Source organism: Betaproteobacteria bacterium (assembly GCA_016713305.1).
In the GTDB taxonomy this organism is placed as follows: Bacteria; Pseudomonadota; Gammaproteobacteria; order Burkholderiales.
On sequence record JADJPK010000015.1, the window covers coordinates 61314 to 81935 of the forward strand.

Here is a 20622-nt window from a genome sequence, read left to right on the forward strand (position 1 = left end):
CCTCTCCTGAGGGACAGTGTGCAGGTCCGAACCACGTCAGCCGCACGGAGCAGCCATGAACTCGAATGCACGGATCGTTGCCGCCTGCCTCGCCGTATTGCCGGTCATCACCGTCGCGCAGGCGGCGGAGAAGCACTCGATGACCTACAGGAAGACCGAGGTGCAGACGGTCTCCAGGAGTACGTTCGAGGTGGGCGATGTCCCGAACCACAACATCGTTCAGGAGGTGTCCCGCCATGTCTCGAAGTTCTCGGACACGCGCTTCAACCCCACGGACGAATGGGTGCAGTCCCTGACCGACGAGGTGGACGGAACCGGAACCCACCGGGGCCAGTTCATCCAGTTCCACCCCGGTGGCGACAGGACCTACGGATCGTTCGAGGGGCGGCACGCGACGACCACGAAACCGGACGGCTCGTGGGCCGTCAAGTGGGAGGGTACCTACAAGTACCTGGGAGGATCCGGACGTTACCAGGGCATCCGGGGAGAAGGCACCTATACCGGACGCTCGACGCCCGCCGAACCGTTTGTCGAGGAAGGGCGGGAGACCGTCGAATACTGAGCATTCGCCAGCGCTCGCGGCAAACGGCGAAAAAAGGCCGTGCGGCATGGAACGAGCCGCACGACCTCACTTCGTCCGAAGCCATGGACAGCGGGAATTTGTGGCGCATGAACGCCAGTTCCCACCGGCAAGGGCCGCTACACCCTTCGCAGTTCGTGAGCCGTTTGTGGCAGATGCCGTTCAGGACGATCTGCGGCGCACTGCTCCCAGAAGCAGCAGTCCGAGACCGAACAGCGCATAGGTTTCCGGTTCGGGGACCGGGGCGAAGTTGATATAGAAGCGACCCGAGTCCATGACGTCGGAACTATCCGTCAGGTTGATCAGGCGGAACCCTGCGGTATATGTCCCGCCGGGTGCGTCCGACGCCACCCAGAACACGGGCTTGAACTCGATCCCTGCGCCGTCTCCCAGGGAGTAGACGTCGCTGCCGTCGAAGATGTTCGTGTCCGTATCGGTGCCGACGTTCAGGCCCGGTGTGAGCGAGACGAGTTGCAGACCCACTTCCACGCCAGCAAGCGATCCTGCCCAGCGGCCGGCGCTGCTGTTGTAGAGGACATACTCGGGGGATGCGACGGGAAAGCTGTCCAGGGACGCCGTCGACGCCATACCGAGGTAGGAGTATTCCGAATCGCCCACCGCGCTGCGGAGCGTCTCCGCATAGAGCCCGGAACCGGACGACAGCGGCAGCGGTTCCTCGCCCGAAGAGACCTCCGGAATCTGGTTGTTCGCGTTCGTATCGACCACCGTGGGCAGGCTTGCGGGACCGGTCAGCGAATACGCTCCGATACCGTGATAGTGATCGACGTGCTCCAGCAGCAGGGTGATCCTGTTGCCATTCGGATTGTCCAGGCCGTTGTACGTGCCGCCCACGTTGACCAGGCGCGTGTCCAACCCGATGTAGAAGCCGATGCCTTCTTCACGCCGCAACTCGGCTTGAGCGGACACAGACGCAGACGCAAGCAGGACCACCATGAAACATTTACGCAACCGCATACCGATCTCCTCGCAGGAATGCGGTACGGGACGCTTGCAGCTTGTATATGTAAATTCACGAAGCGCCTCGGACCGCTGCGCTCTCTCCTCTCGACAAAGAGTAAAGACGAGGGACCGTTAGCGCAACTGCGTTGCGTTTTCGTCGACCCCCAGTGGCCGGTCGCGGACATGCGAATGGATGCGGCCCGGCGCCTGGCCGCGCGTTCATCACTGTCAGATCTACGCGCCGTCCGGAATCTCCGGCTCGACAAGATGTGCCAGCATCGCGAGCGATTCCTGCCACCCGAGGTAGCACATCTCCGGGGGAATGACGCTCGGGATGCCCTCCTGCACGATGTCCACATCCGTGCCGCACGAAACCGGCCGCAACGAAACGGTCGTGACCATCTCGCCTGGCAGGCCCGGATCGTCGAACCGATCCGTGTAACGGATGCGCTGACTCGGCTCGAGCTCGAGGTATTTGCCGCCGAAGGAATGGGAGCCCCCGGTGCCGAAATTGGTGAACGACATCCGGAAACCTCCACCGACGCGGCCATCGATTTCGTGAACGGTGCAGGTGAAGCCATGGGGGGGCAACCACTTGGCGATCGCTGCAGGTTCCAGGAATGCACGGTAGATGCGCTCGGCGGGGGCCCGGAGGACGCGGTGAAGATGGACGGTGCCGGAAGGATTTTCCATGGTGATGAACTCCTGTCGTCGATGATTCAGGGGGGTGTCGGGGCATCTTGGCTGGTACCTTGATCGGGAAAGCCAGGCGCCTCCATGCGATGTAGTCGAACGAAAACGCTCCGGATCGACACGTGGGTGGCGCATCCGCATGCCGTAGCGCACGACCCTCCGGCATCGACATAGCGTACTCGCCTTGAGCCGGGTGGCTCGGCCGTGCAGGTCCTGGCGTAGACGCCTTTCCGAACAGCCCGCGAGAAGACTCTCGGCGGCCGTTTCGGGGGCAAGACGGACAAGGCGGGACCTGCCACGACTACGGATGTATCGACCCGTATGCGAGCCGGGTGACAATGCCGTTCCCGTTCCTTCCCTGCACCCTCTCCATGCAACTCGTTTTCGACGGCCTCGCCCAACCCTACGGCATCACACCGGAGAGCCTGCTGGTGCTTCTGCCGCTGGGGTGGTGGGGCTTCGAGCGCCTGGTCCGCGGCAAGCGTTCCCCGTGGTGGTTGCCGGTCGTGTCGATCGCTCTCTTTTCGCTGATCAACGGAATCCGGCTATGGGATCAGTGGCGCATACACGCCCTTGCGCCGGAAGCCCTGCGGGTCACCACTGGCCTTGTCGAGGAGTCCTGGCATATCGAAAGCCGCACGCGGGACTGGAGCCAGAAATCCCTCTCTTATCGCAAGACCGTCAGCGAAGGTTTCGATGTGGCCGGCGTTCGCTTCAAGTGGAACGTCGGCGACAGCTATTCGCCGGCCACGTTTTCCAATGTGCAGGATCCGCCTCTGGAGTTTCCGAAGCCGCACGCCCCTAGAGGTGACGTGGTTCGTCGACGAGGCGACGCAAGGCGAACGGCGCATCGTCCGCCTGCGTATGGGGAATTTCGCAGACGCACGCGGGCACCCGGCCGATCCGCTCGTGGCGATCGTGGCCAGGCTCGGAGCGGCACTGAATTCGGACAATCCGACGGGCCTGGTGGAGATCACACGGTTTCCCTTCGCTTTCGGTGCGCACACCCTCGAGCGAGACGAAGCGCCCATGTTGTGGGCCGCGTTGCGCATGCCAGCGCTGCAGTCCTGCCTTGCCCGTGGAGTCCCCGTCCGCGCCGGAGAAGGCGTTGGACGATTGGACTGCGAAGGCACGGTGTTCGAGTTCCGCACCGCGGCGGATGGCCGGTGGCTCTTCGCGGGCATCCCGAAGACACGCTGACGAACCACCACTACTCCGGGTCCTTGGCGCAGCTTGGATCTTCGGGCGCCTTCATGCACACGCGCGGCCAGGTGGGAGTGAACAGACCGTAGAGTTCCTCTCCCGTGAATCCGGTGCAGCCCGCATCGGAGATCTTCCTGCCTGACTTCGGCATCAGCGATTTTCCTGCAGGAAACGAGCACACCGCGTCGAGGGCAGCGGCGGGGCTGCGCATGTCGTGAGCGACCGCAGTCCGGAGCGCACCCCTCTCGAAGTGGAGAGTCGCCATGCGCAAGGGACGTTCCCCGTCCACCACCCACAGAATCTTGCAGCCTGTGTAGTCCTTGCGCAGCGCGGCATTGCGCGGAAACACCATGAGAAATCCGCCGGGGGTGACCGACACTCCGGCTGCTTCCGGCGGAGAGGTCACAGAACAGTGCGTTTCCTTGAGGGGGACGAAATCCTTCAGTGACTGCGCCAGCGCTGCGGTCGGAACGAGGAGAATGAAGGGGAGCCAAGAACAGATCGGATGCAAAGTCTCGCCTCGACGTGGGAACGACGCCGCTTATCCTAGCGCCACGGGAGCAAAACATCACGCTGGCGTTCCATCCAAGCAATTGAGATCCCGGATACTTGGACGCCAACGAAGAGGCAGCTGAAACGGACAGATCTCCGCGTTCCTCGCGGCGATCCGCATATCTCCGGGAAGGTTCGCTGACCTGGATCCGGATCGGAGAGACGACATTCCTGCGATTCGCCAGTGGCACGGAACGCATGCGGCATAGCGACCGTTCCACGGCGGGACAAGAACATCCACCGGCTCTTGTGTCGCGGAATCAGTGGAATCTTCGCGCGGTGATCCTGGGTTGCAGCGCAACTCCCTTCACGGCAAGGCGAGGCATCATCGCTGGCTGCTGCACCGCACGAATTGACGGACTCAGCGATCGGGACGCCACGATCTCGTCGTGCCGCCATGCAGTCCACCGAAAATGCAGTTCGCCGAACACGCAGTGCATCCCGACCAATCATTGGCAGGCCGGTCAACGCGCCCCGGCAATCGAATGAAGTGGGCCTGAAGCACTGGTTCGTACGGCGGGACGTGAATTTCTCACATTCAACCAAACCCGCTCTCTGACATACTTCAGGCGGAAGAACCTTCGGTTGGCACGAATCGAATGCACCGTGCCCGTTCTTCACGAACAACTAGATATTTTCACCCGGCAGGGCACGGGAGCAGGCACCCCACATCTATGTGCCGCCCCCTCTCGCGCGAACTCGCCTTCGGCGCTCTGAACGGGTGACGCATGACAAGCGCGCAGCACGCGTATTCCGGGGGGGGAACGCAAGTGACGTGGCTAAGACTTGACGCGGGTAAGGATTCGACTGTCCTGGCATCCGGTGCCGTCTCCTACGATTCGCGCCCGCCGGGCACGCAGGAGGGAGACGCGGCATTCCACTATTACCTGCGTTGGTCCTGGGATGGAAAAGCCCTCGAGATCGAGAGCGTTCCCTGGGGCTTCGCGCCAGTTTTCTACGCCGAGCAAAGCAAGAGCATTCTGGTCTCCACGCGTATCGACGAAATTCTGGCGATGCTCGGTTCCGCGACGATCGACGAGACCGCAATTGCGGTATTCACGCGACTGGGCTTTTTCCTCGACTCCGACACGCCTTTCAAGGAAGTCAAAGCCCTTTCCGGGGCGGGTCGGCTGCGGTGGACGCCTGACACTGGCGTGGCCCTGCCGGGAGAACGCCCGAAACCCGCTCGACTCGACGTCACACGCGAAGAGGCGATGCGCGAATACGCAAAGCTGTTTCGAGCGGCCGTTCGCAATCGCCAGTCTTCCAGAACCAAGGTGGTTCCGCTCTCGGGTGGCCGGGACTCTCGCCATGTCGTTCTGGAGTTGTGCGCGCAGGGGACAGCGCCCGACTACTGCATCACTGCGAAGCATTTTCCGCCGAAGAACAACTCCGATCTGGAGGTCGCCCTATGCGTGTGTGCGGCATTGGGACTGCGACACGTCGAGATCGCTCAACCGCGCTGGCGGCTTCAGAATGACATCGCGAAGAACATTCTCACCAGCTACTGTTCGGATGAGCACACTTGGGCACTTCCTCTGGTGAATGCCATCCGAGGCAGCGCAACGGAAGTCTGGGACGGCATCGGCGGAGACGTCCTGTCGGCCGGTCTCTTTCTGGTGGAGAAAACCCTGAAAAAGTACACGAACGGCGATCTTGTCGGCGTGGCCACGGATCTGCTGGAGCGATGGAACAAATCCGAATCGATGATCACCCACCTGATCAAAGAGGACCTCCGGCACAGGGTAGGCGTCGGCGTGGCGCGGGAGAGGATCATACGAGAACTGGCGTCCCATGCTGACTGCCACAACCCCCTCACATCCTTCTATTTCTGGAACCGGACACGCCGCGAGATCGCCCTCTATACCTTCTCGATGTTCGAGGGAATCGCCCAACCTGTCGCACCATTCCTCGATGACGATCTTGTGCCATTCCTCCTCGCCCTTCCGGCAGAACACGTCATCGACCATACGTTCCATACGGAGACGATCTCGGCCGCTTATCCTCGCTGGTCTCACATCGAGTATGAACACTACGATGAGGGCCAGGATGCAAGGTCCTATTGGCGCCGATTCCATTTGCAGCTTCTTGGCTACTGCGCGCTGCGCGCGGGCAAGAGCATGTTGCGGCCACTACCGTTGGCAAGAGGACTTCTTCGGGAAATCATCGCCCCGCACGAGAGTTCGTGGCTTTCACCCATTGCTTTGCAGTGCTTCGTGCAGATGATCTGTGCCTCCGCCAAAGCAACCTCGATCGCGAAAGCGAGGCGACACCTCTCAGAGAAGATCCCGATATTGGGCACGGATCGTCATCCAGCGTAGGGACGTCTTCCATCCTCGGGGATATCGCTGACGAAACGTCGTTTCCCATGAACTGCGGTCCGTGATCGCTTCCGCATTGACTGCCGAACCAGAGTTGAAGAACTCCTCGGCTCCAACTCCATCGAAGTGCACCTCAGCGGCCCCTACGCTTCCAAGCCGGCTCGAGCGGCATCGACCCGTCGCCTGCGTTGGCGATCGGATACGGACCCCGGCGACCCGCAGTCGCCCAGGAGCCCGCACCCAGGGTGGCGCTCATGGTCTAACCCTGGCGGGCCATCCCACGTTCTCATCGCCCACGCCACAAAAAATCAAAGGGCCGGGCGATCCCGGCCTCTTCGATTGAATCGAGCCGAACGCTATCTTGCATTCGAGCGATTCGAGCGCCGGCGCTTGAGACCACAAGCCAACACAACGAGACCGCCCAGCAGCAGCGCTCTCTGCACCGGTTCCGGCACGGGGGCACTCAGTGACCAGACCGCGAATACGTCCCCCCCAAATGTGGTCGTGTTGGTGAGCGTGCTCGGCAGATACGACGCCAGCGCATAGTCGAATGCGCCGGATCACCATGCAATGGACGGACCATTGGCCCGGAGAACGTGCATCCGGTCGCTGGACTGCAGGCTGAACCGGGTTGCGAACAAGGCGCCACCGGTTCTCACGTCGCGAATGCTCGAACGTCGGCTCGCGAAGCTCCTCCGCACGAGGAACCCGTCCATTCACCTCTGAAAAGTTTCGGCACGGCGATGTGTTTTCGACATCGATCGCGCCGCAACGCAGTTCGATGCGCCTAGTTGTGAAGGCTCAATACGTTGTATCTGGTGTTCATTCGGACTAAGTCTGGGAGACTGGAAGTCGCCAAACACCCGGCCTTCCAGGAGCTCAGCCGAATGAACACCCATAAGCGTGCCCGATTGACCTACGTGCGTCGACTCGAAATGGTTCGACAGATGATCGACCCTGGATTGACCGCCCCCGAGGCAGCCGCGCTCCATGGGGTCACTGCACCGACAGCGCGCAAGTGGTTCGGGCGCTATCTGGCGGCAGGCGAGGCGGGGTTGGCCGACGCCTCCTCGCGCCCTCGGCGCAGCCCGAGAGCCATCGATGCTGCCAAGGCGCTGCTGATCATCGAGTTGCGCCGGCGCCGTCTGGTGCAAAGCCGTATCGCCCGCAGCGTCGGGGTGTCGGAGTCCACGGTGGCCCGGGTGCTGGCGCGTGCCGGTCTGTCCCGGCTGGAGCAACTGGAGCCCATCGAGCCCGTGCAGCGCTACGAGCACTCGGCCCCTGGCGAGTTGCTCCATATCGACACCAAGAAGCTCGGGCGCATCTTGCGCCCCGGCCATCGGGTCACGGGCAATCAGCGCGATTCGGTCGATGGGGCGGGGTGGGAGGTGTTGTTTGTGGCCATCGATGACCACGCCCGGGTCGCCTTCACCGCCATGCACGAGGACGAGAAAATCGCCAGCGCAGTGCGATTCCTGGACGAGGCGGTGGCCCACTACGCGTGTCTGGGAGTGCCCATCAAGCGCCTGCTGACCGACAACGGGTCAGCCTTCCGTTCCGAGGCCTTTGCCCAGGCCTGCCAGCGATTGGGCATCCGGCACAAGTTCACGCGAGCCTATCGCCCCCAGACCAACGGCAAGGCCGAACGTTTCATCCAGTCGGCCTTACGCGAGTGGGCCTACGCCTGGACTTACCAGAACTCCGCACAGCGCACCGATGCACTGAGCAGCTGGCAGCACCACTACAACTGGCACCGGCCACACGCCGGTATCAACGGAGCGACCCCCATGTCCAGATTCCCTATCCTCACCCAACCCACAAACAACGTCTTGACTGGTCACACCTAGGCCGCAATCGTACGATCCGTCGGGAGTATGGGCACAATCAAGAGATGCGGAGGCATCCCTGCGAAGCAAGGAAATGCGAATCCCGCGTCAGATTCCTCGACAGTATCTGGATGCAAATCCCATCCGGCGACATTACCGTCAAGCGATACCAGGGGAGATCACGGACCGCCGGATCCGGACGGGCAGAGCCATCGCCAGAGAAGCACTGGCGCGAAGGAACAATGAAGCTTGCGTCCAAGGCCCACCTTGGTTCGCACATGCAGATACAGTCCGGACCGAGCGTACGGCTCTTACTCCACCACCTTCGCCCGGTTTGCCTTGACCTGCGCACGAACCGACTTCGCCTGCAATCGTCTGACTTGCGAACCCCGCGTGGGCTTGGTTGCATGTCGCACCGCCGGGCCATGGGCTGCATTTTCGACCATTGCCTGCAGGCGCTCCAGGGCATTGGCGCGATTGCGTTCCTGGCTGCGTTCGGTCTGCGCCTTGATGACGATCACGCCGTCCTTGGTGATCCGCTGATCCGACAGCGCGAGCAGGCGTTCCTTGATTCGCTCGGGCAAGGACGAAGACCGCACATCGAATCGCAGTTGGATTGCGGTCGATACCTTGTTCACGTTCTGTCCGCCAGGTCCCTGGGAACGCGCGGCGGTGAACTCGATTTCGTCTTCGGGAATGGACCAGCGCATGGCTTCTGAATCGGCGTTTCGAGGCACGGCGCGGCGCGCCGGGACCGGACTATAGGGGACTCTCCGCCGCCCGTCACGCTCCGGGCGCTTGCAAACGTCTCCGACTTGGCGGCACTCTTGCCGGGCGATGATCCGGAGCCGTTCATGAAAGCAGGACCTACTTCCTCCGCCGAAGGCAGTTGCCCCTGCGGAAGCGGTCTTCTCTATGGGGACTGCTGCGGACACTGGCACCGGGGTCCGCGGCACCTGCAGGCTCCGACCGCAGAAGCCCTCATGCGCAGTCGCTACTCGGCCTTTGCACTGCAGCTTTCGGATTATCTCCTGGACAGCTGGCATCCCAGCACCCGTCCGGCGCATGCACTGACGTTCGAAGCCGGATTGCATTGGCTCGGCCTGCAGGTGAAGCGGCATACCGTGACGGGAGAAGACACGGCCGAGGTGGAGTTCGTCGCGCGTAGCAAGTCCGCCGGGCGCGCGCACCGCCTGCACGAAACCAGCCGTTTCGTGCGGGAAAAGGGGCGGTGGTACTACGTCGACGGCGACCTCGACCCCACCGATTGACAGCCAACACAAGATCGCAAGATCGGGATCTTGCCTTTTGCCTCCCCCCTCAATCGGCGTTCTCTTTCAAGAATGACGAGGTTGAGGCAAAAGGCAAGACCTGACCCTGGTTTTTCGACTGGTTTTTCGATTCTAGAAGCGCCGCTCGACCCCGAAGATCAGCTTGTGTTGAATGCCACCATCGGCGCGCAGGCTGTAGGTATTCGACGTGAAGGGTGAGACCACGCTCCCGGACACGTCGCCCATCATCATCGCGTGGTACTGGAAGAATCCCATCAGGGGTGAACCGCCGGTCATGTACATCAGCGGGAACATGAGACCTCCGCCGATGGTGGGCCGAAACATCCAGCGGTTCTGGCTGAACACGTTTTCGGGCCCGCCTCCCGACCGCTCGTCGCTGAAGACGGACATTCGCAGGCGGGTTGCGTGCAAACCCAGCATGAGTTGGGCCGTGACGTTGTTCGCGAGCAGGTATTGTCCCCCGGCGCCGAACAGCAAGGAACGCTGTTCCTCGATCTCGCCCCCCGTGTCGGGCGTTGCACCGAAGTGGTAGATGACATCGGCCTTCCTGCCGCCGTTGCCGAAGTACTCGGAGAAGCCTGCATAGGCGAACGGCTGGATTCCGGACGGCAGCACATCGAAGTAGCGCCTGAGACCGAAGCCGAAACTCGGCATGCTGTCGCTCAGGTCTGGCCTGCCTCTGACGGCAGACCCGCTGGAGCTGATTGTCGTGTCGTCGTAGGGCGTGAATTTGTAGTCTGCGAAGACCTGGATGGCCCAGCCCGGCTGGCCGGCGAACCGGTCGGACGGTCTGGGCGGAGTGGTCTGCTTGACCACGTACTGCTTCCGGCTCTCGTCCCAGGCCAGCGATACCTGCCTGGCAGGATCGTGCGTCAGCGTCTGGGTCTTCGTGGTGCCGTTGTCGTACTGTGTGGCGACCTCGAGCGTGCCGTCGAATCTGCCGCCGAGCTTGTTCGAAGCAATCGCGTTGTTGCTGTCGGGGGCACCGTCCAGAAGAACCTGCCCCGCACCATTCTTCACGGTGACACGTGTGGGATGGATCGTGACCGTAGGGGGGCTTTCCTGCAGCGACATGGTCAGGGGACCGGGCGCGCCGTCGGGCTCGATGGGAGCTGTCGCACAGCCACCGAGGAGAGTACCGCACAGAAGGATCCAGCAAGCATTGACGACGGACTTCGACGGCCACATGGGTCTGCCCTCCATGTCACACCTGCGCAATCGCCGCCTGCCCGTGATGCCCTGGAATCCCGGGGGCTTGAGCGTCGGTGTACGTATACGCCTGTCTTCCGGCACCTGCAACGGTTCTCACGGCAAAACCCTGCACTCCCGGCCTCACCGCGAGCACGCATGCTGCGCTGCGCATAGATTCTGTTTCCGGCCTCTGCATACTCCGGCGGTGCCTGCGCCTCCAGCGTAGCGGCGCCGGCGAAGGCGACCCGCGGTTCACACGGTCGAGTCGTCCGATCGACCTGGCGCACTCGTTCGAACGACCCATCGGATCAAGGAGCCTTCATGTTCGGCTGGATGCGGGACCTCACGTCGCGTGAGCGCAAGACGATGTCCGGATGCTTCGGCGGCTGGGCGCTCGACGCCTTCGACATGCAGGTCTACAGCTTCGTCATCCCCACGCTGCTGACCGTATGGGGCATCTCCAAGGGGCAGGCCGGCACGCTGGGCACCGTTACGCTGCTGATGTCCGCGGCGGGCGGCTGGGTGGCGGGCATGCTGAGCGATCGCTACGGCCGCGTCCGCGTCCTGCAGTGGACGATCCTCTGGTTCGCCTTCTTCACCTTTCTTTGCGGATTCGCGCAGGACTTCGGCCAGCTCTTCCTCTTTCGTGCGCTGCAGGGCCTGGGTTTCGGCGGCGAGTGGGCGGCAGGCGCAGTGCTGATGGGCGAAGTGATCCGCGACAAGTACCGCGGACGCGCAGTCGGGTTCGTCCAGAGCGGATATGCGATCGGATGGGGGGGCGCGGCCCTGCTCTACACCGCGCTCTTCGCTCTGCTGCCGGAGACCCTCGCCTGGAGGATGCTCTTCTGGATCGGGCTCGCCCCAGCGCTGCTGGTCGTGTGGGTGCGACGTAACGTGGAGGAGCCGGAACTCTTCCACGCGCATCGCGCCAACCGGGCGCCCGTCGGCCTATCGCACCTGTTCGTTGCCTTCCGGCCCCAGTACCTGCCCACCACGATCAAGGCCACGCTGATGATCACGGGTGCCCAGGGCGGCGTGTATTGCCTCATCACCTGGATGCCCACCTACCTCAAGGTCGCCAAGCAGCTCACGACGACCGGCACCGGCGCCTATCTCCTGGTGCACATCCTCGGCGCGTTCTGCGGCTTCATCGCCGGCGCCCTGCTCTCCGATGCCGTGGGACGCAAGCGGACGTTCCTCATTTCGGCGTGCGGGTCGATCGTGCTGATTCTCGTCTACATGTTCGCGCCCATCGACAACAGCACGGTGTTCCTGCTCGGCTTTCCGCTTGGATTCTTCGCGCTGATGATGTTCTCGCCCATGGGACCCTTCCTTTCGGAGCTGTATCCGACGGAAGTGCGCGCGACCTGCCAGGGCTTCTGCTACAACGCGGGCCGCGCCGTGGGAGCGGTGTTTCCCGCGCTCGTCGGGTTTCTCGCCGAGCGCATGCCGCTCGGAACGGCCATGGGCTTGTACGCATTCGGCGCCTATGCGCTCATGATGCTGAGTCTGATCATGCTGCCCGAGACACGCGGCAGATCGCTGGATGCCATCGGCGTCGAGACAGGCCGCACCTGAAGGGATCTCCGACACCCATGGCCTTCGTCTCCACACCCACCGGTCGGATTCACTACGAAGTCTTCGACGCCGTCGCCCCGTGGTACTCCTCGCCCGAGACAGTGTTGTTCCAGCACGGCATCGGGGCACACCCCGGCATCTGGTCGGAGTGGCTGCCTGCGCTCGTCGACCGCTATCGCGTCGTTCGCTTCGACATGCGAGGGTCCGGACGTTCCACGATTCCGGGGCCGGGCTTCGACTGGTCTCTGTCCGTTCTCGCGGACGATCTTCTGACGGTCGCAGACGCAACGGACACGCAGCGCTTTCATGTCGTCGGCGAGTCGATGGGAGGCACCATCGCACTGCATGTGGCGCTCGAGCATGCCTCGAGAGTGGCCAGCCTCACCATCAGCAATGGCGCGGATGTCGGGTCACCCATCCGCCGCGTTCAGGAATGGGCAAGGCAGATGGACGAAGGGGGGGTCGAGGCATGGTCGGAAGGCATGATGGCAGACAGGTTCCATCCGGACGCGATCGACGGTGCGAGGCGGGACTGGTATGCCCGCCAACAGGCCTCCTGGAACAGGAATTCCATCCTGGATGCGTTGCAGGTCCTGCGCGACACCAATCTCAGAGCGCGTCTGCCAGAAATCCGGTGTCCCGTCCTGCTCATGCACGGCGACGGCAGCCCGTTCATCCCGGTCGGTGTGATGGCCGAGATGCACGCAGCCCTGACGGATTCCCGCCTTCAGGTGTTCGCCCACGCAAAGCACGGTCTGCCGTTCTCGCATGCGCGGGTGTGCTCCGCGGCCTTGCGGGCTTTTCTCGATTCGGTGACCGGGGATGCGCCCAGCTGACATGCCGGAAAACTCGCCAGCGCGTCTGCGAAACATCGGTGCGCAGCACGGCAGGGAACTTCCCCGGCCCACGCATCGCCCTCAGGGTGGAGCAGCAGTCAAGACAGCGACAGAGAGACCGCGGCTCGACGCTTGAGCGCACCGCCTCACGGTCCCACGAGAGGAATCACCAATGCTGCAAAGGCTCTTCTCCACCACGGTCTATGTCAGGATCTACGAGAACCGGATCGTGGTGAAGGGGCTGGATTTGAACCCGCAACCGGTGACGGTCCGGCCTGTCAATCCATTCACCACGCGCCGCCTGCTGGTAGGTGAGCTAGGCATCGCCGAAGCCGCGCTGAAGGAGGCCCTCAGGCAAGTCTGCGCTGGCAGACTCTTCGTTCCGCAGCCCGTGATGGTCATGCATCCCATGGAACGCACGGAGGGTGGCCTGTCGGAAATCGAGGAAAGGACATTCGTCGAATTGGCCATGGACACGGGAGCCCGGAAAGCGATCGTTTGGGTGGGCGGCGAGCTGTCGGACACGGAGGTACGTCAGCGCGCCGGCACCGCCTGAGCCCGGCCCGCCCAGTGACCCGGCTCGAGGACAAAGCCCCCGGAGTTTCCCCCGGGGCTCCCGATTCGAGTCGGTGCAGGCCTACCCCTGCCGACTGCGCTTCCTTGCGACGCCAGCCAGAATGCCAAGACCGGCCAGCATGAGCGCGTAGGTCTCCGGCTCCGGTACTGGCATGGTGTGCAACGACTGGTCGAAGCGGATGGTGATCATCTCCGTGCCGTCCGGAGTACCCAGCACCCGACCGTTTCCGCCGGGGTAGTTGTTGTCCAGGCCCACGAGGATCGTATGTTCGTCGATCAGCGTGATGGACTCCACCGACTGGAGCGGGAAGTTGAACTTGTCCGCGGGAAGACCGACGAGGGGGCCGCCGATGTCCTTGGGATCGGGCACGTCCAGCAGATCCACGAGCAGCTTCTTCTCGAGCACCCCGTTCTCGTCGGTCTCGCTGAGATCGATGAGATAGATCTTCTTCTGGTAGGGATAGCTGGCGCTGCCCACGGGACCCTGGAAGTCGTCACGCTCGATGATCAGATAGCGGTCGTCCGCCACGTGGGTCATGTCGCCCGTGACGAAGATGTTCGACGCGTTGTTGACGGCGCCGGTGATGGTGTCCGAGCTGTCTTTCGCATACGCAAAGCTGGTGCCGGTGTACTGCTCGGTCGTCGTGTCGAACTCGTAGATCTCGAGCATTCGCTTGTCCGTCTGCGAGTTGATGGATGCTTCGGTGGTCAGGTACAGCTTCGAGCCGTCGCCATTGCGGGTCATGGATTCGAAACCGCGCGAGGAAGGCAGATTCGTCCCGCCGGCCGGGTTCTGCGGCGCGCGCAGGACCGGATGTGCGATCGGGGCGCTCAGCAGCTGGCCCTGGGCATTGAAGTGCAGAAGGTAGGGTCCGAACTCCTCACCCACCCAGATCGAACCGTCGTTCATCCGTGAGAAGGACTCGACGTCGAAGTCGGCGCCGGTCAGCCACTTGCCATTCTTGATGGACGGGTCGACGGCAATCTGTGCGCCGGTGGGATAGTAGTTGGTACGGTTGTAGACCGGCCCGTTGGCGATGTAGTTGCCGGCGAGCAGTAGGCCGTTCGGATCGCTGAACGGCGTGAAGCTGTTGACGGTGACGGAGCCGCGGCTGGTCGTGCCGTCGCCCACGGTCTTGAAGTGGGGCGTGACTTCGTAGAAGCCCAGGACGAAATCGGCGCTATTGCCCTGCGCGCCGAAGCCGTTGTCCGGCAAGCCGTAGAAGTTGCCTGCGTTGACCGACGGGATCATGCCGGAGAAGCCGGGAATCGGCTGGCCGGCATAGGGCGGCGTCACGCCATTGACCGGTCCCGAGGTGAATTGCCCCGAAACGGGACCCGGCTGACGGAACGTGTGTTCGATTTCTGCCCAGCCCGTGAGCTGGAACGACTGCGCCGGCACGACGGGCGCCCAGGCGGCGGCCACAAGCGTCGCACCGATGAGAATCTGGCGGTTCATGGTCTTCCCTCTTGCATGATGGTTGGAATGAGCGGGGACTCCGGAAGGCCTGGACTCGCGCGCGCAGGAGAACGCAATCTGACGCCGATCGGCGTTCGATTCCTTCATCGATCGACCCCGGAACCCCTGCGCGGACGTTACCCATCCGACATGACAGGCCCAACCGCTCAGGACGCGTTCGGATGGGCCCAACGGACCATGGTGCATCGACGGGAGACGGAGAAGGAGCGACGAGCCATGCAGGTGGCCGGCCACTCATCGCGAGGGCGTCCACAGCGGCCGGGGGAGACCTCGCGGCCATGGCCGCGAGGGAGCATCGTCAGGTCCGGTTGACGGACACGCCTCCGTCCACCAGCATCGCCGTGCCCGTCACGAAGGATGACGCGTCGGAGGCCAGAAAGAGCGCCGCTCTCGCGATCTCGTCCGGCTCGGCGATCCGCTTCAGCGCGTGCAGTTGCGCCACCTGAGCCATGGCCTCCGGCGTTCCGTTCATCTGTGCCGCCATGGGCGTGTCGGTTCCGCCCGGAAGAAGCGCATTGACCCGGATGGCCTGCGGCCCGAACTCCGTCGCGAGGGCCTGCGTCAGGCCGATGAGTCCCGCCTTGCTCGCAGCATAGGCGGCGGCGCCGGGGAATCCCACTGTGTGGCCCACGAATGTGGATGTGAAGATGATCGAACCGGCGCCGCGCTCCAGCATCCGGGGCAGCTGGTGCTTCGCCCAGAGAAACGCGGAGGTGAGGTTGATCTCCAGCGTATCGCGCCAGCCCTGCGGCGACACGTCCGTCGTCGGACCGAGTTCTCCGAGCGTGCCCGCATTGTTGAAGGCGATGTCGAGACCGCCGAACTCCGAGACCGCCGCCGCGGCAGCACGGCGTGCCACGGCCTCTTCCTGGACGTCTCCAGCCACCGCAACGGCCCGCCCGCCTTCCTGCGAAATCAGCGATGCGACCGCGTCCAGTTCGGGCCGTCGCCGCGCTACCAGCACGATGCCCGCTCCTTCGCGCGCGAACAGCATCGCGGCCGCCTTGCCGATTCCCGAACTCGCACCGGTGATGATTGCGACCTTTCCTTCCAGAATGCCCATGAGTGTTCCTCCGTGTGAAGTGTTCATGGGCAAAGCGTAGGAGCAGACCGAGCCGGAGACGCTCCGGTTCTTGCGCTCCAATTCGTCCTTGGCACTCCGGCCGGAGGTGCCGGCAGATCGGTCGTGTCAGTTCCCTGCAACGAATGCGGAAAGGCTCGAGCTCTCGTCGGCCAGACACGAGCCGATCGGACGCGCAATGCGTTCGGCAGGAGAACGATGCAGCTTGCGGTACCGCGCCGGCGGTTCCGAGAAGCGGCGCTTGAACGCGCGGTTGAACGCGGCTTCGGATTCGTAGCCGACGTCGCCGGCTACCTGCAGCACGCTGCGGCTGGTCGTCCGCAACGCTTCCGCCGCCAGCTCCAGCCGCCACTCCGTCAGGTAGGCCATGGGGCCCTGGCCGATGCACCGGGCGAACCGGTCCGTCAGCGCAGAGCGCGAAAGTCCCGCCTCGGCCGCGAGATCGTCCAGCGACCAGTTCCGGGCCGGCTGCTGATGCATCGCGGCGAGCACCTTGCCCACGGCCGGATCAGCCGCGCCGGCAAGCCAGCCCGTCCGGCCGGCGGGCAGACGGAGAACGTAACGCCGAAGCACCTCGGCGAAGAGCACTTCTGCCAGCCGTGCAACGATCACGCCGCTTCCCGGCGCGGCAGTCGTGAGTTGCAGCACGGCCTGGCCGATCATGTTCTCCAGGAGCTGGCCATAGGCATCGTCCCGCACGTTCACCCGCACGACCCGGGGAAGTCCGGCCAGCACAGGCCGGATCAGGCGCTCCTCGCAGGCAAGATAGCCGCAGATGAGGCGGGTCTGCTCGCCGCCACCGCCAAGGCGCGACAGCTTCAGAGGGCCGTTCAGGAATTCCTCCATCCCCTCTTCGCCGTCGATGGGCTCGTCGGCGAGACCGTTCCCCATGAAGTGCTCGTCACCGTGGGGAATCATCACGATGTCGCCGGCAGCGAGCGGCGTAGTCTCCTGACCCACCCGGATATAGCCGCGGCCGTCCGCGATCAGATGAAACTCGATCACGTGGCTCGACTCGGTGGCGACGTAGCGGCGGAAGCGGTTCGAGGGTGGCGAGCGGACGCACCACGGTGCAGCGCACTGGGCGTCGAAGAACAGCGCGCCGGAAAGCTTGACGACGCGGAGGAGTTCGGAGAGTGCGTCCACGGAATTCCTCTTCGGACGGTGGTCGATCGGTCAAGGAATCCGGACGCCGGATCAAATGCGGATTGCATTCCGGCAGTCCGGGCAAGAATCCCGGTGTCCAGGCAAATTCTTCTGCGGCGCCGGTGCCGACAATGGCCTCTCCAGAAACGAGAGAGGTGAGGCCATGAACCTGAACATCGACGAAGACAAGCTCAATGAACTGCTGGGCCGGGCCGTGGTGGACTCCGGCGCCGTGTCGCTCGCACCGCTGGTCCTGATCGGAGACCGGCTGGGATTGTATCGCTGCCTTGCCGAAGGCGGCCCCATGACATCCGCTGCACTGGCAACGCGTACAGGGACGCACGAGCGCTACGTGCGGGAATGGCTCAATGCCCAGGCGGCGTCGGGCTACGTGCGCTACATCGCGGATTCGGGGCTGTACGAACTGACGCCCGAACAGGCGCTCATGTTCGCACACGAGGGCGGACCGGCGTTCATCGTGGGCGCATTCCAGACCGCGCTGGCGGCCGGCCGCATCGTCGATCGCTTGACCGAGGCGTTCCGCACGGGAGACGGGATCGGCTGGCACGAACACGATCACGCGCTCTTCCACGGCATCGAACGGTTCTTCAGGACCTCCTACATCGGCAATCTCGTGCAGTCGTGGATTCCCTCACTGGAGGGCGTCGAGGGCACGCTTCGACGAGGAGCAAGCGTGGCCGACATCGGGTGCGGCCACGGTGCATCGACGATCCTGATGGCGCAGGCGTTTCCTGCCTCCCGTTTCGTCGGCTTCGACTATCACCCGGAGTCGGTCGCCGCAGCGAACGAGCGTGCGCGCGAGGCAGGCGTGGCGGAACACTGCCGGTTCGAGGTGGCGAGCGCGAAGAACTTCCCGGGCAAGGGTTACGACTTCGTCACCATCTTCGACGCGCTGCACGACATGGGTGATCCGGCGGGTGCGTCCCGCCACGTCTTGTCCAGTCTGGCGCCGGACGGCGTGTGGATGATCGTCGAGCCCTACGCCGGTGACCGGGTGGAGGAGAACCTGAATCCGGTGGGCCGCGCCTACTACGCCGGTTCGACCCTGATCTGCACCCCCTGCTCCCTGTCCCAGGAAGTCGGCCTTGCCCTGGGTGCCCAGGCGGGTGAGGCGCGCATGCGCAAGGTCGTCAAGGGGGCGGGCTTCTCCCGTTTCCGGCGCACGGCGCAGACGCCGTTCAATCTGATCTACGAGGCGCGTCCCTGATTGAGCGAAGGGGGGTGCGATCGCTCCCCGCCGCCGGGGCGGAGGGGCAGTCGACCCGGGACACGCGCGCACCGGCTTGAAGAGGTTCGCCACCCCAGCAGCGGACCTGAGGAGAGAAGAATGAAACTCAAGGATTACCGGAACGACGAGGTCACGGGCGCCACCGCGGCCGCACTGGAGGCGTACGAGACTGCCTTGTCGGCCTTCCAGAGGTGGCGCTGTGGCGCCGACGTGCCACTGGAGCGCGCCATTGCGCTCGCACCCAGATTCGCGATGGCCCACGTACTGGACGCCTACCGCTTCCTCACAAGCCGGGATCCCACGGTGGTGGCTCGGGCACGAACAGCACGGTCGGCACTCGTGGGCCTGGAGATGAACCGCCGGGAGCGATTGCACGCGGAAGCCATTCGGGCGGCAGTGGAAGACGACTACGAGGGCGCCAAGGTGCGGCTCGACGCACTGCTGGACGAGTTTCCGCGTGACGTGCTCGCCTTGCAGGTCGGGCATGCATTCGACTACGCAACGGGGGACGAGGCACGAATGGCCGACCGGGTGGCCTCGGTGCTCCCGGCCTGGTCCGACAGCACGCCGGGATACTCCGCGGTCCTCGCCATGTACGCATTCAGCCTCGTCGAGAGCGGCGACTACCGGGCAGCGGAGCGCATGGCCCGGTCCGCGCTGGCACGGGATCCGGACGACGCCCGGGCTCGCCACGCACTGGCACACGTACACGAGATGACAGGCCGGCACGGCGAAGGGATCGGCACGTTGCGGGAGAGCGTCGACTCCTGGTCCCGCGGCACCGTTGCGGCGACGCATTGCTGGTGGCACCTCGCACTGTTTCACCTGGCACTGGGCGACCGCCTCACGGCGCTTTCGATTTACGACGCATCCATCCGCGCGCGTCGGTCGCTGGAGGTGGCGGATCTCATCGATGCCTCGGCGCTGCTCTGGCGCCTGGAACTCGAAGGCGCCGACATTGGCGGACGCTGGACGGAACTGGCGGCTGCCTGGGCTCCCCACATCGAAGACGGCTTCTGCAGCTTCAACGACATTCACGCCATGCTCGCCTTCGTCGGCGCTCGCGACGAAGCACGGGCCCGGACTCTGGAAAAGGAACTTGTCCGGCGCAGAGAACTGCCGACCCGCCATGGCGAGACCACCCGTCTCGTCGGCCTCGCAGCGTGCCGCGGCATCATGGCGCACGGTCGCGGCGACCACCGCGAGGCCGTCGATCTGCTCGGCCGGCTTCCGTTCTGCGTCCAGCGCATCGGCGGAAGCCACGCGCAGCGGGATGTCGTCTACCTCACGCTGATGCAGTCCCTGGACCACCTGCGGCGGCCGGCGATGAAAGTGGCAGCCTAGGCAAAAGGCAAGACCTGACCCCGAATTACGTTTTTTTGGGGTCAGGTCTTGCCTTTTGCCTGCCGGCCCGGCCTCAGCGGCAGGCCAGCGCCTTGAGCTGGGCGATCGCGCTGTCTGCGCCGATGCGGGTCCAGTCCTGGGGGGAATCGTCTTCGTAGGCGACCTTTCCGCTTCCCATGGCATCGACGAGAAGGGCCGCGTGCAGGACCCGCGACTCGTCTGCGTTGCAGCGAAACTCCATCTGCTGCTTTTGCGAGCGGTAGGCCATTTCCACGAGGCGGCGGGGCGCCCGGAAGTCGACGAGCGTCCACATGGTCGCCGTGTCGCCCTTGCGCTCGACCGTCGCCGGATCGCCGTAGGTGGTGGATGCGCCGTCCTCCGTGACGGGAGTCCATCCCGCGCTGGCGGGACCGGCCAGCAGCAGCAACGACAGGGCAAGGAGACGTTTCATGGGACCTCCGTGAAAAGCCGCAGTCTACTTGAGACACACCCCCAGCCGCCGCGGCGGGCCAGGCCGGAATGCATCGGGTCTCGCCCGTGGATTGCGCCTTTGTGCCGTCATGCTCCGGGCGCGGGACTCTGTCCCGGGCTGTCGGGATCCGCTCCACCGTTCGCAGCCGCACCAGCGGAACAGGCGTGCCGCGCTTTCCGGCTCATGGAACGCTCGGCGCTGCGCTACGATGGCGCCACCATGGTGAAGCGCGCCGTGGCGTT

Annotated in this window: 19 protein-coding genes; 10 read left to right on the forward strand and 9 right to left on the reverse strand. The window is 64.0% G+C overall.

Annotated features, from left to right (window positions below; genetic code table 11):
• The first annotated feature begins 55 nt into the window (after positions 1-55).
• Complete coding sequence (locus IPK20_18190) at positions 56-562, forward strand: hypothetical protein (GenBank protein ID MBK8018461.1); 507 nt, start codon at positions 56-58, stop codon at positions 560-562.
• A 180-nt stretch (positions 563-742) separates the two neighbouring features.
• Here IPK20_18190 and IPK20_18195 read toward each other — a convergent pair whose 3' ends face one another.
• A complete protein-coding gene (locus IPK20_18195; protein ID MBK8018462.1) occupies positions 743-1534 on the reverse strand; it encodes a PEP-CTERM sorting domain-containing protein in 792 nt (263 codons plus the stop codon).
• A 240-nt stretch (positions 1535-1774) separates the two neighbouring features.
• Positions 1775-2233, reverse strand: a complete 459-nt coding sequence (locus IPK20_18200) for an SRPBCC family protein (protein ID MBK8018463.1) — start codon at positions 2231-2233, stop codon at positions 1775-1777.
• Positions 2234-3040: 807 nt separating this feature from the next.
• Between IPK20_18200 and IPK20_18205 the strand changes: the two genes are divergently transcribed.
• Complete coding sequence (locus IPK20_18205) at positions 3041-3433, forward strand: hypothetical protein (GenBank protein ID MBK8018464.1); 393 nt, start codon at positions 3041-3043, stop codon at positions 3431-3433.
• A gap of 10 nt (positions 3434-3443) precedes the next feature.
• Here IPK20_18205 and IPK20_18210 read toward each other — a convergent pair whose 3' ends face one another.
• Positions 3444-3815 (reverse strand): hypothetical protein, encoded by a 372-nt coding sequence (locus tag IPK20_18210; protein MBK8018465.1) that lies wholly within the window; start codon positions 3813-3815, stop codon positions 3444-3446.
• 943 nt (positions 3816-4758) lie between these two features.
• Between IPK20_18210 and IPK20_18215 the strand changes: the two genes are divergently transcribed.
• Together IPK20_18215 and IPK20_18220 are read left to right on the forward strand one after the other, a co-directional pair.
• Positions 4759-6309, forward strand: coding sequence for a hypothetical protein (locus tag IPK20_18215; protein MBK8018466.1), 1551 nt, complete (start codon positions 4759-4761; stop codon positions 6307-6309).
• Between the two features lie 887 nt (positions 6310-7196).
• Positions 7197-8156 (forward strand): IS481 family transposase, encoded by a 960-nt coding sequence (locus IPK20_18220; protein ID MBK8018467.1) that lies wholly within the window; start codon positions 7197-7199, stop codon positions 8154-8156.
• Positions 8157-8446: 290 nt separating this feature from the next.
• Here IPK20_18220 and arfB read toward each other — a convergent pair whose 3' ends face one another.
• Positions 8447-8845 carry an aminoacyl-tRNA hydrolase gene (gene arfB / locus IPK20_18225; GenBank protein MBK8018468.1) on the reverse strand — a complete coding sequence of 133 codons (399 nt, stop codon included), beginning with the start codon at positions 8843-8845 and terminating at the stop codon, positions 8447-8449.
• Positions 8846-8989: 144 nt separating this feature from the next.
• Here arfB and IPK20_18230 point away from each other — a divergent pair, with 144 nt between their 5' ends.
• Positions 8990-9406, forward strand: coding sequence for a YchJ family protein (locus IPK20_18230; protein ID MBK8018469.1), 417 nt, complete (start codon positions 8990-8992; stop codon positions 9404-9406).
• 132 nt (positions 9407-9538) lie between these two features.
• On the opposite strand, the gene IPK20_18235 is transcribed toward IPK20_18230, so the two are convergent.
• Positions 9539-10615: a hypothetical protein gene (locus IPK20_18235; protein ID MBK8018470.1), complete on the reverse strand. Its 1077-nt coding sequence runs from the start codon at positions 10613-10615 to the stop codon at positions 9539-9541.
• 324 nt (positions 10616-10939) lie between these two features.
• Here IPK20_18235 and IPK20_18240 point away from each other — a divergent pair, with 324 nt between their 5' ends.
• The 3 genes from IPK20_18240 to IPK20_18250 all read left to right on the forward strand — a co-directional run bounded on the left by IPK20_18240 (position 10940) and on the right by IPK20_18250 (position 13588).
• Positions 10940-12196 (forward strand): MFS transporter, encoded by a 1257-nt coding sequence (locus tag IPK20_18240; GenBank protein ID MBK8018471.1) that lies wholly within the window; start codon positions 10940-10942, stop codon positions 12194-12196.
• A 17-nt stretch (positions 12197-12213) separates the two neighbouring features.
• The gene (locus IPK20_18245) at positions 12214-13032 is read left to right on the forward strand and encodes an alpha/beta hydrolase (GenBank protein MBK8018472.1); all 819 of its coding nucleotides are present in this window, start codon (positions 12214-12216) and stop codon (positions 13030-13032) included.
• Positions 13033-13204: 172 nt separating this feature from the next.
• Positions 13205-13588: a 1-pyrroline-5-carboxylate dehydrogenase gene (locus tag IPK20_18250; GenBank protein ID MBK8018473.1), complete on the forward strand. Its 384-nt coding sequence runs from the start codon at positions 13205-13207 to the stop codon at positions 13586-13588.
• 81 nt (positions 13589-13669) lie between these two features.
• On the opposite strand, the gene IPK20_18255 is transcribed toward IPK20_18250, so the two are convergent.
• The 3 genes from IPK20_18255 to IPK20_18265 all read right to left on the reverse strand — a co-directional run bounded on the left by IPK20_18255 (position 13670) and on the right by IPK20_18265 (position 17315).
• Complete coding sequence (locus IPK20_18255) at positions 13670-15067, reverse strand: esterase-like activity of phytase family protein (GenBank protein ID MBK8018474.1); 1398 nt, start codon at positions 15065-15067, stop codon at positions 13670-13672.
• A 319-nt stretch (positions 15068-15386) separates the two neighbouring features.
• Positions 15387-16151 (reverse strand): SDR family oxidoreductase, encoded by a 765-nt coding sequence (locus IPK20_18260; GenBank protein MBK8018475.1) that lies wholly within the window; start codon positions 16149-16151, stop codon positions 15387-15389.
• 126 nt (positions 16152-16277) lie between these two features.
• Entirely contained in the window at positions 16278-17315 is a 1038-nt protein-coding gene (locus IPK20_18265; GenBank protein ID MBK8018476.1) for an AraC family transcriptional regulator, read from the reverse strand.
• 169 nt (positions 17316-17484) lie between these two features.
• Between IPK20_18265 and IPK20_18270 the strand changes: the two genes are divergently transcribed.
• Both IPK20_18270 and IPK20_18275 read left to right on the forward strand, forming a co-directional pair.
• Entirely contained in the window at positions 17485-18543 is a 1059-nt protein-coding gene (locus IPK20_18270; protein MBK8018477.1) for a methyltransferase domain-containing protein, read from the forward strand.
• Positions 18544-18663: 120 nt separating this feature from the next.
• Positions 18664-19908 carry a tetratricopeptide repeat protein gene (locus IPK20_18275; GenBank protein ID MBK8018478.1) on the forward strand — a complete coding sequence of 415 codons (1245 nt, stop codon included), beginning with the start codon at positions 18664-18666 and terminating at the stop codon, positions 19906-19908.
• A 73-nt stretch (positions 19909-19981) separates the two neighbouring features.
• Here IPK20_18275 and IPK20_18280 read toward each other — a convergent pair whose 3' ends face one another.
• Positions 19982-20359 carry a hypothetical protein gene (locus tag IPK20_18280; GenBank protein ID MBK8018479.1) on the reverse strand — a complete coding sequence of 126 codons (378 nt, stop codon included), beginning with the start codon at positions 20357-20359 and terminating at the stop codon, positions 19982-19984.
• Between the last annotated feature and the right edge of the window lie 263 nt (positions 20360-20622).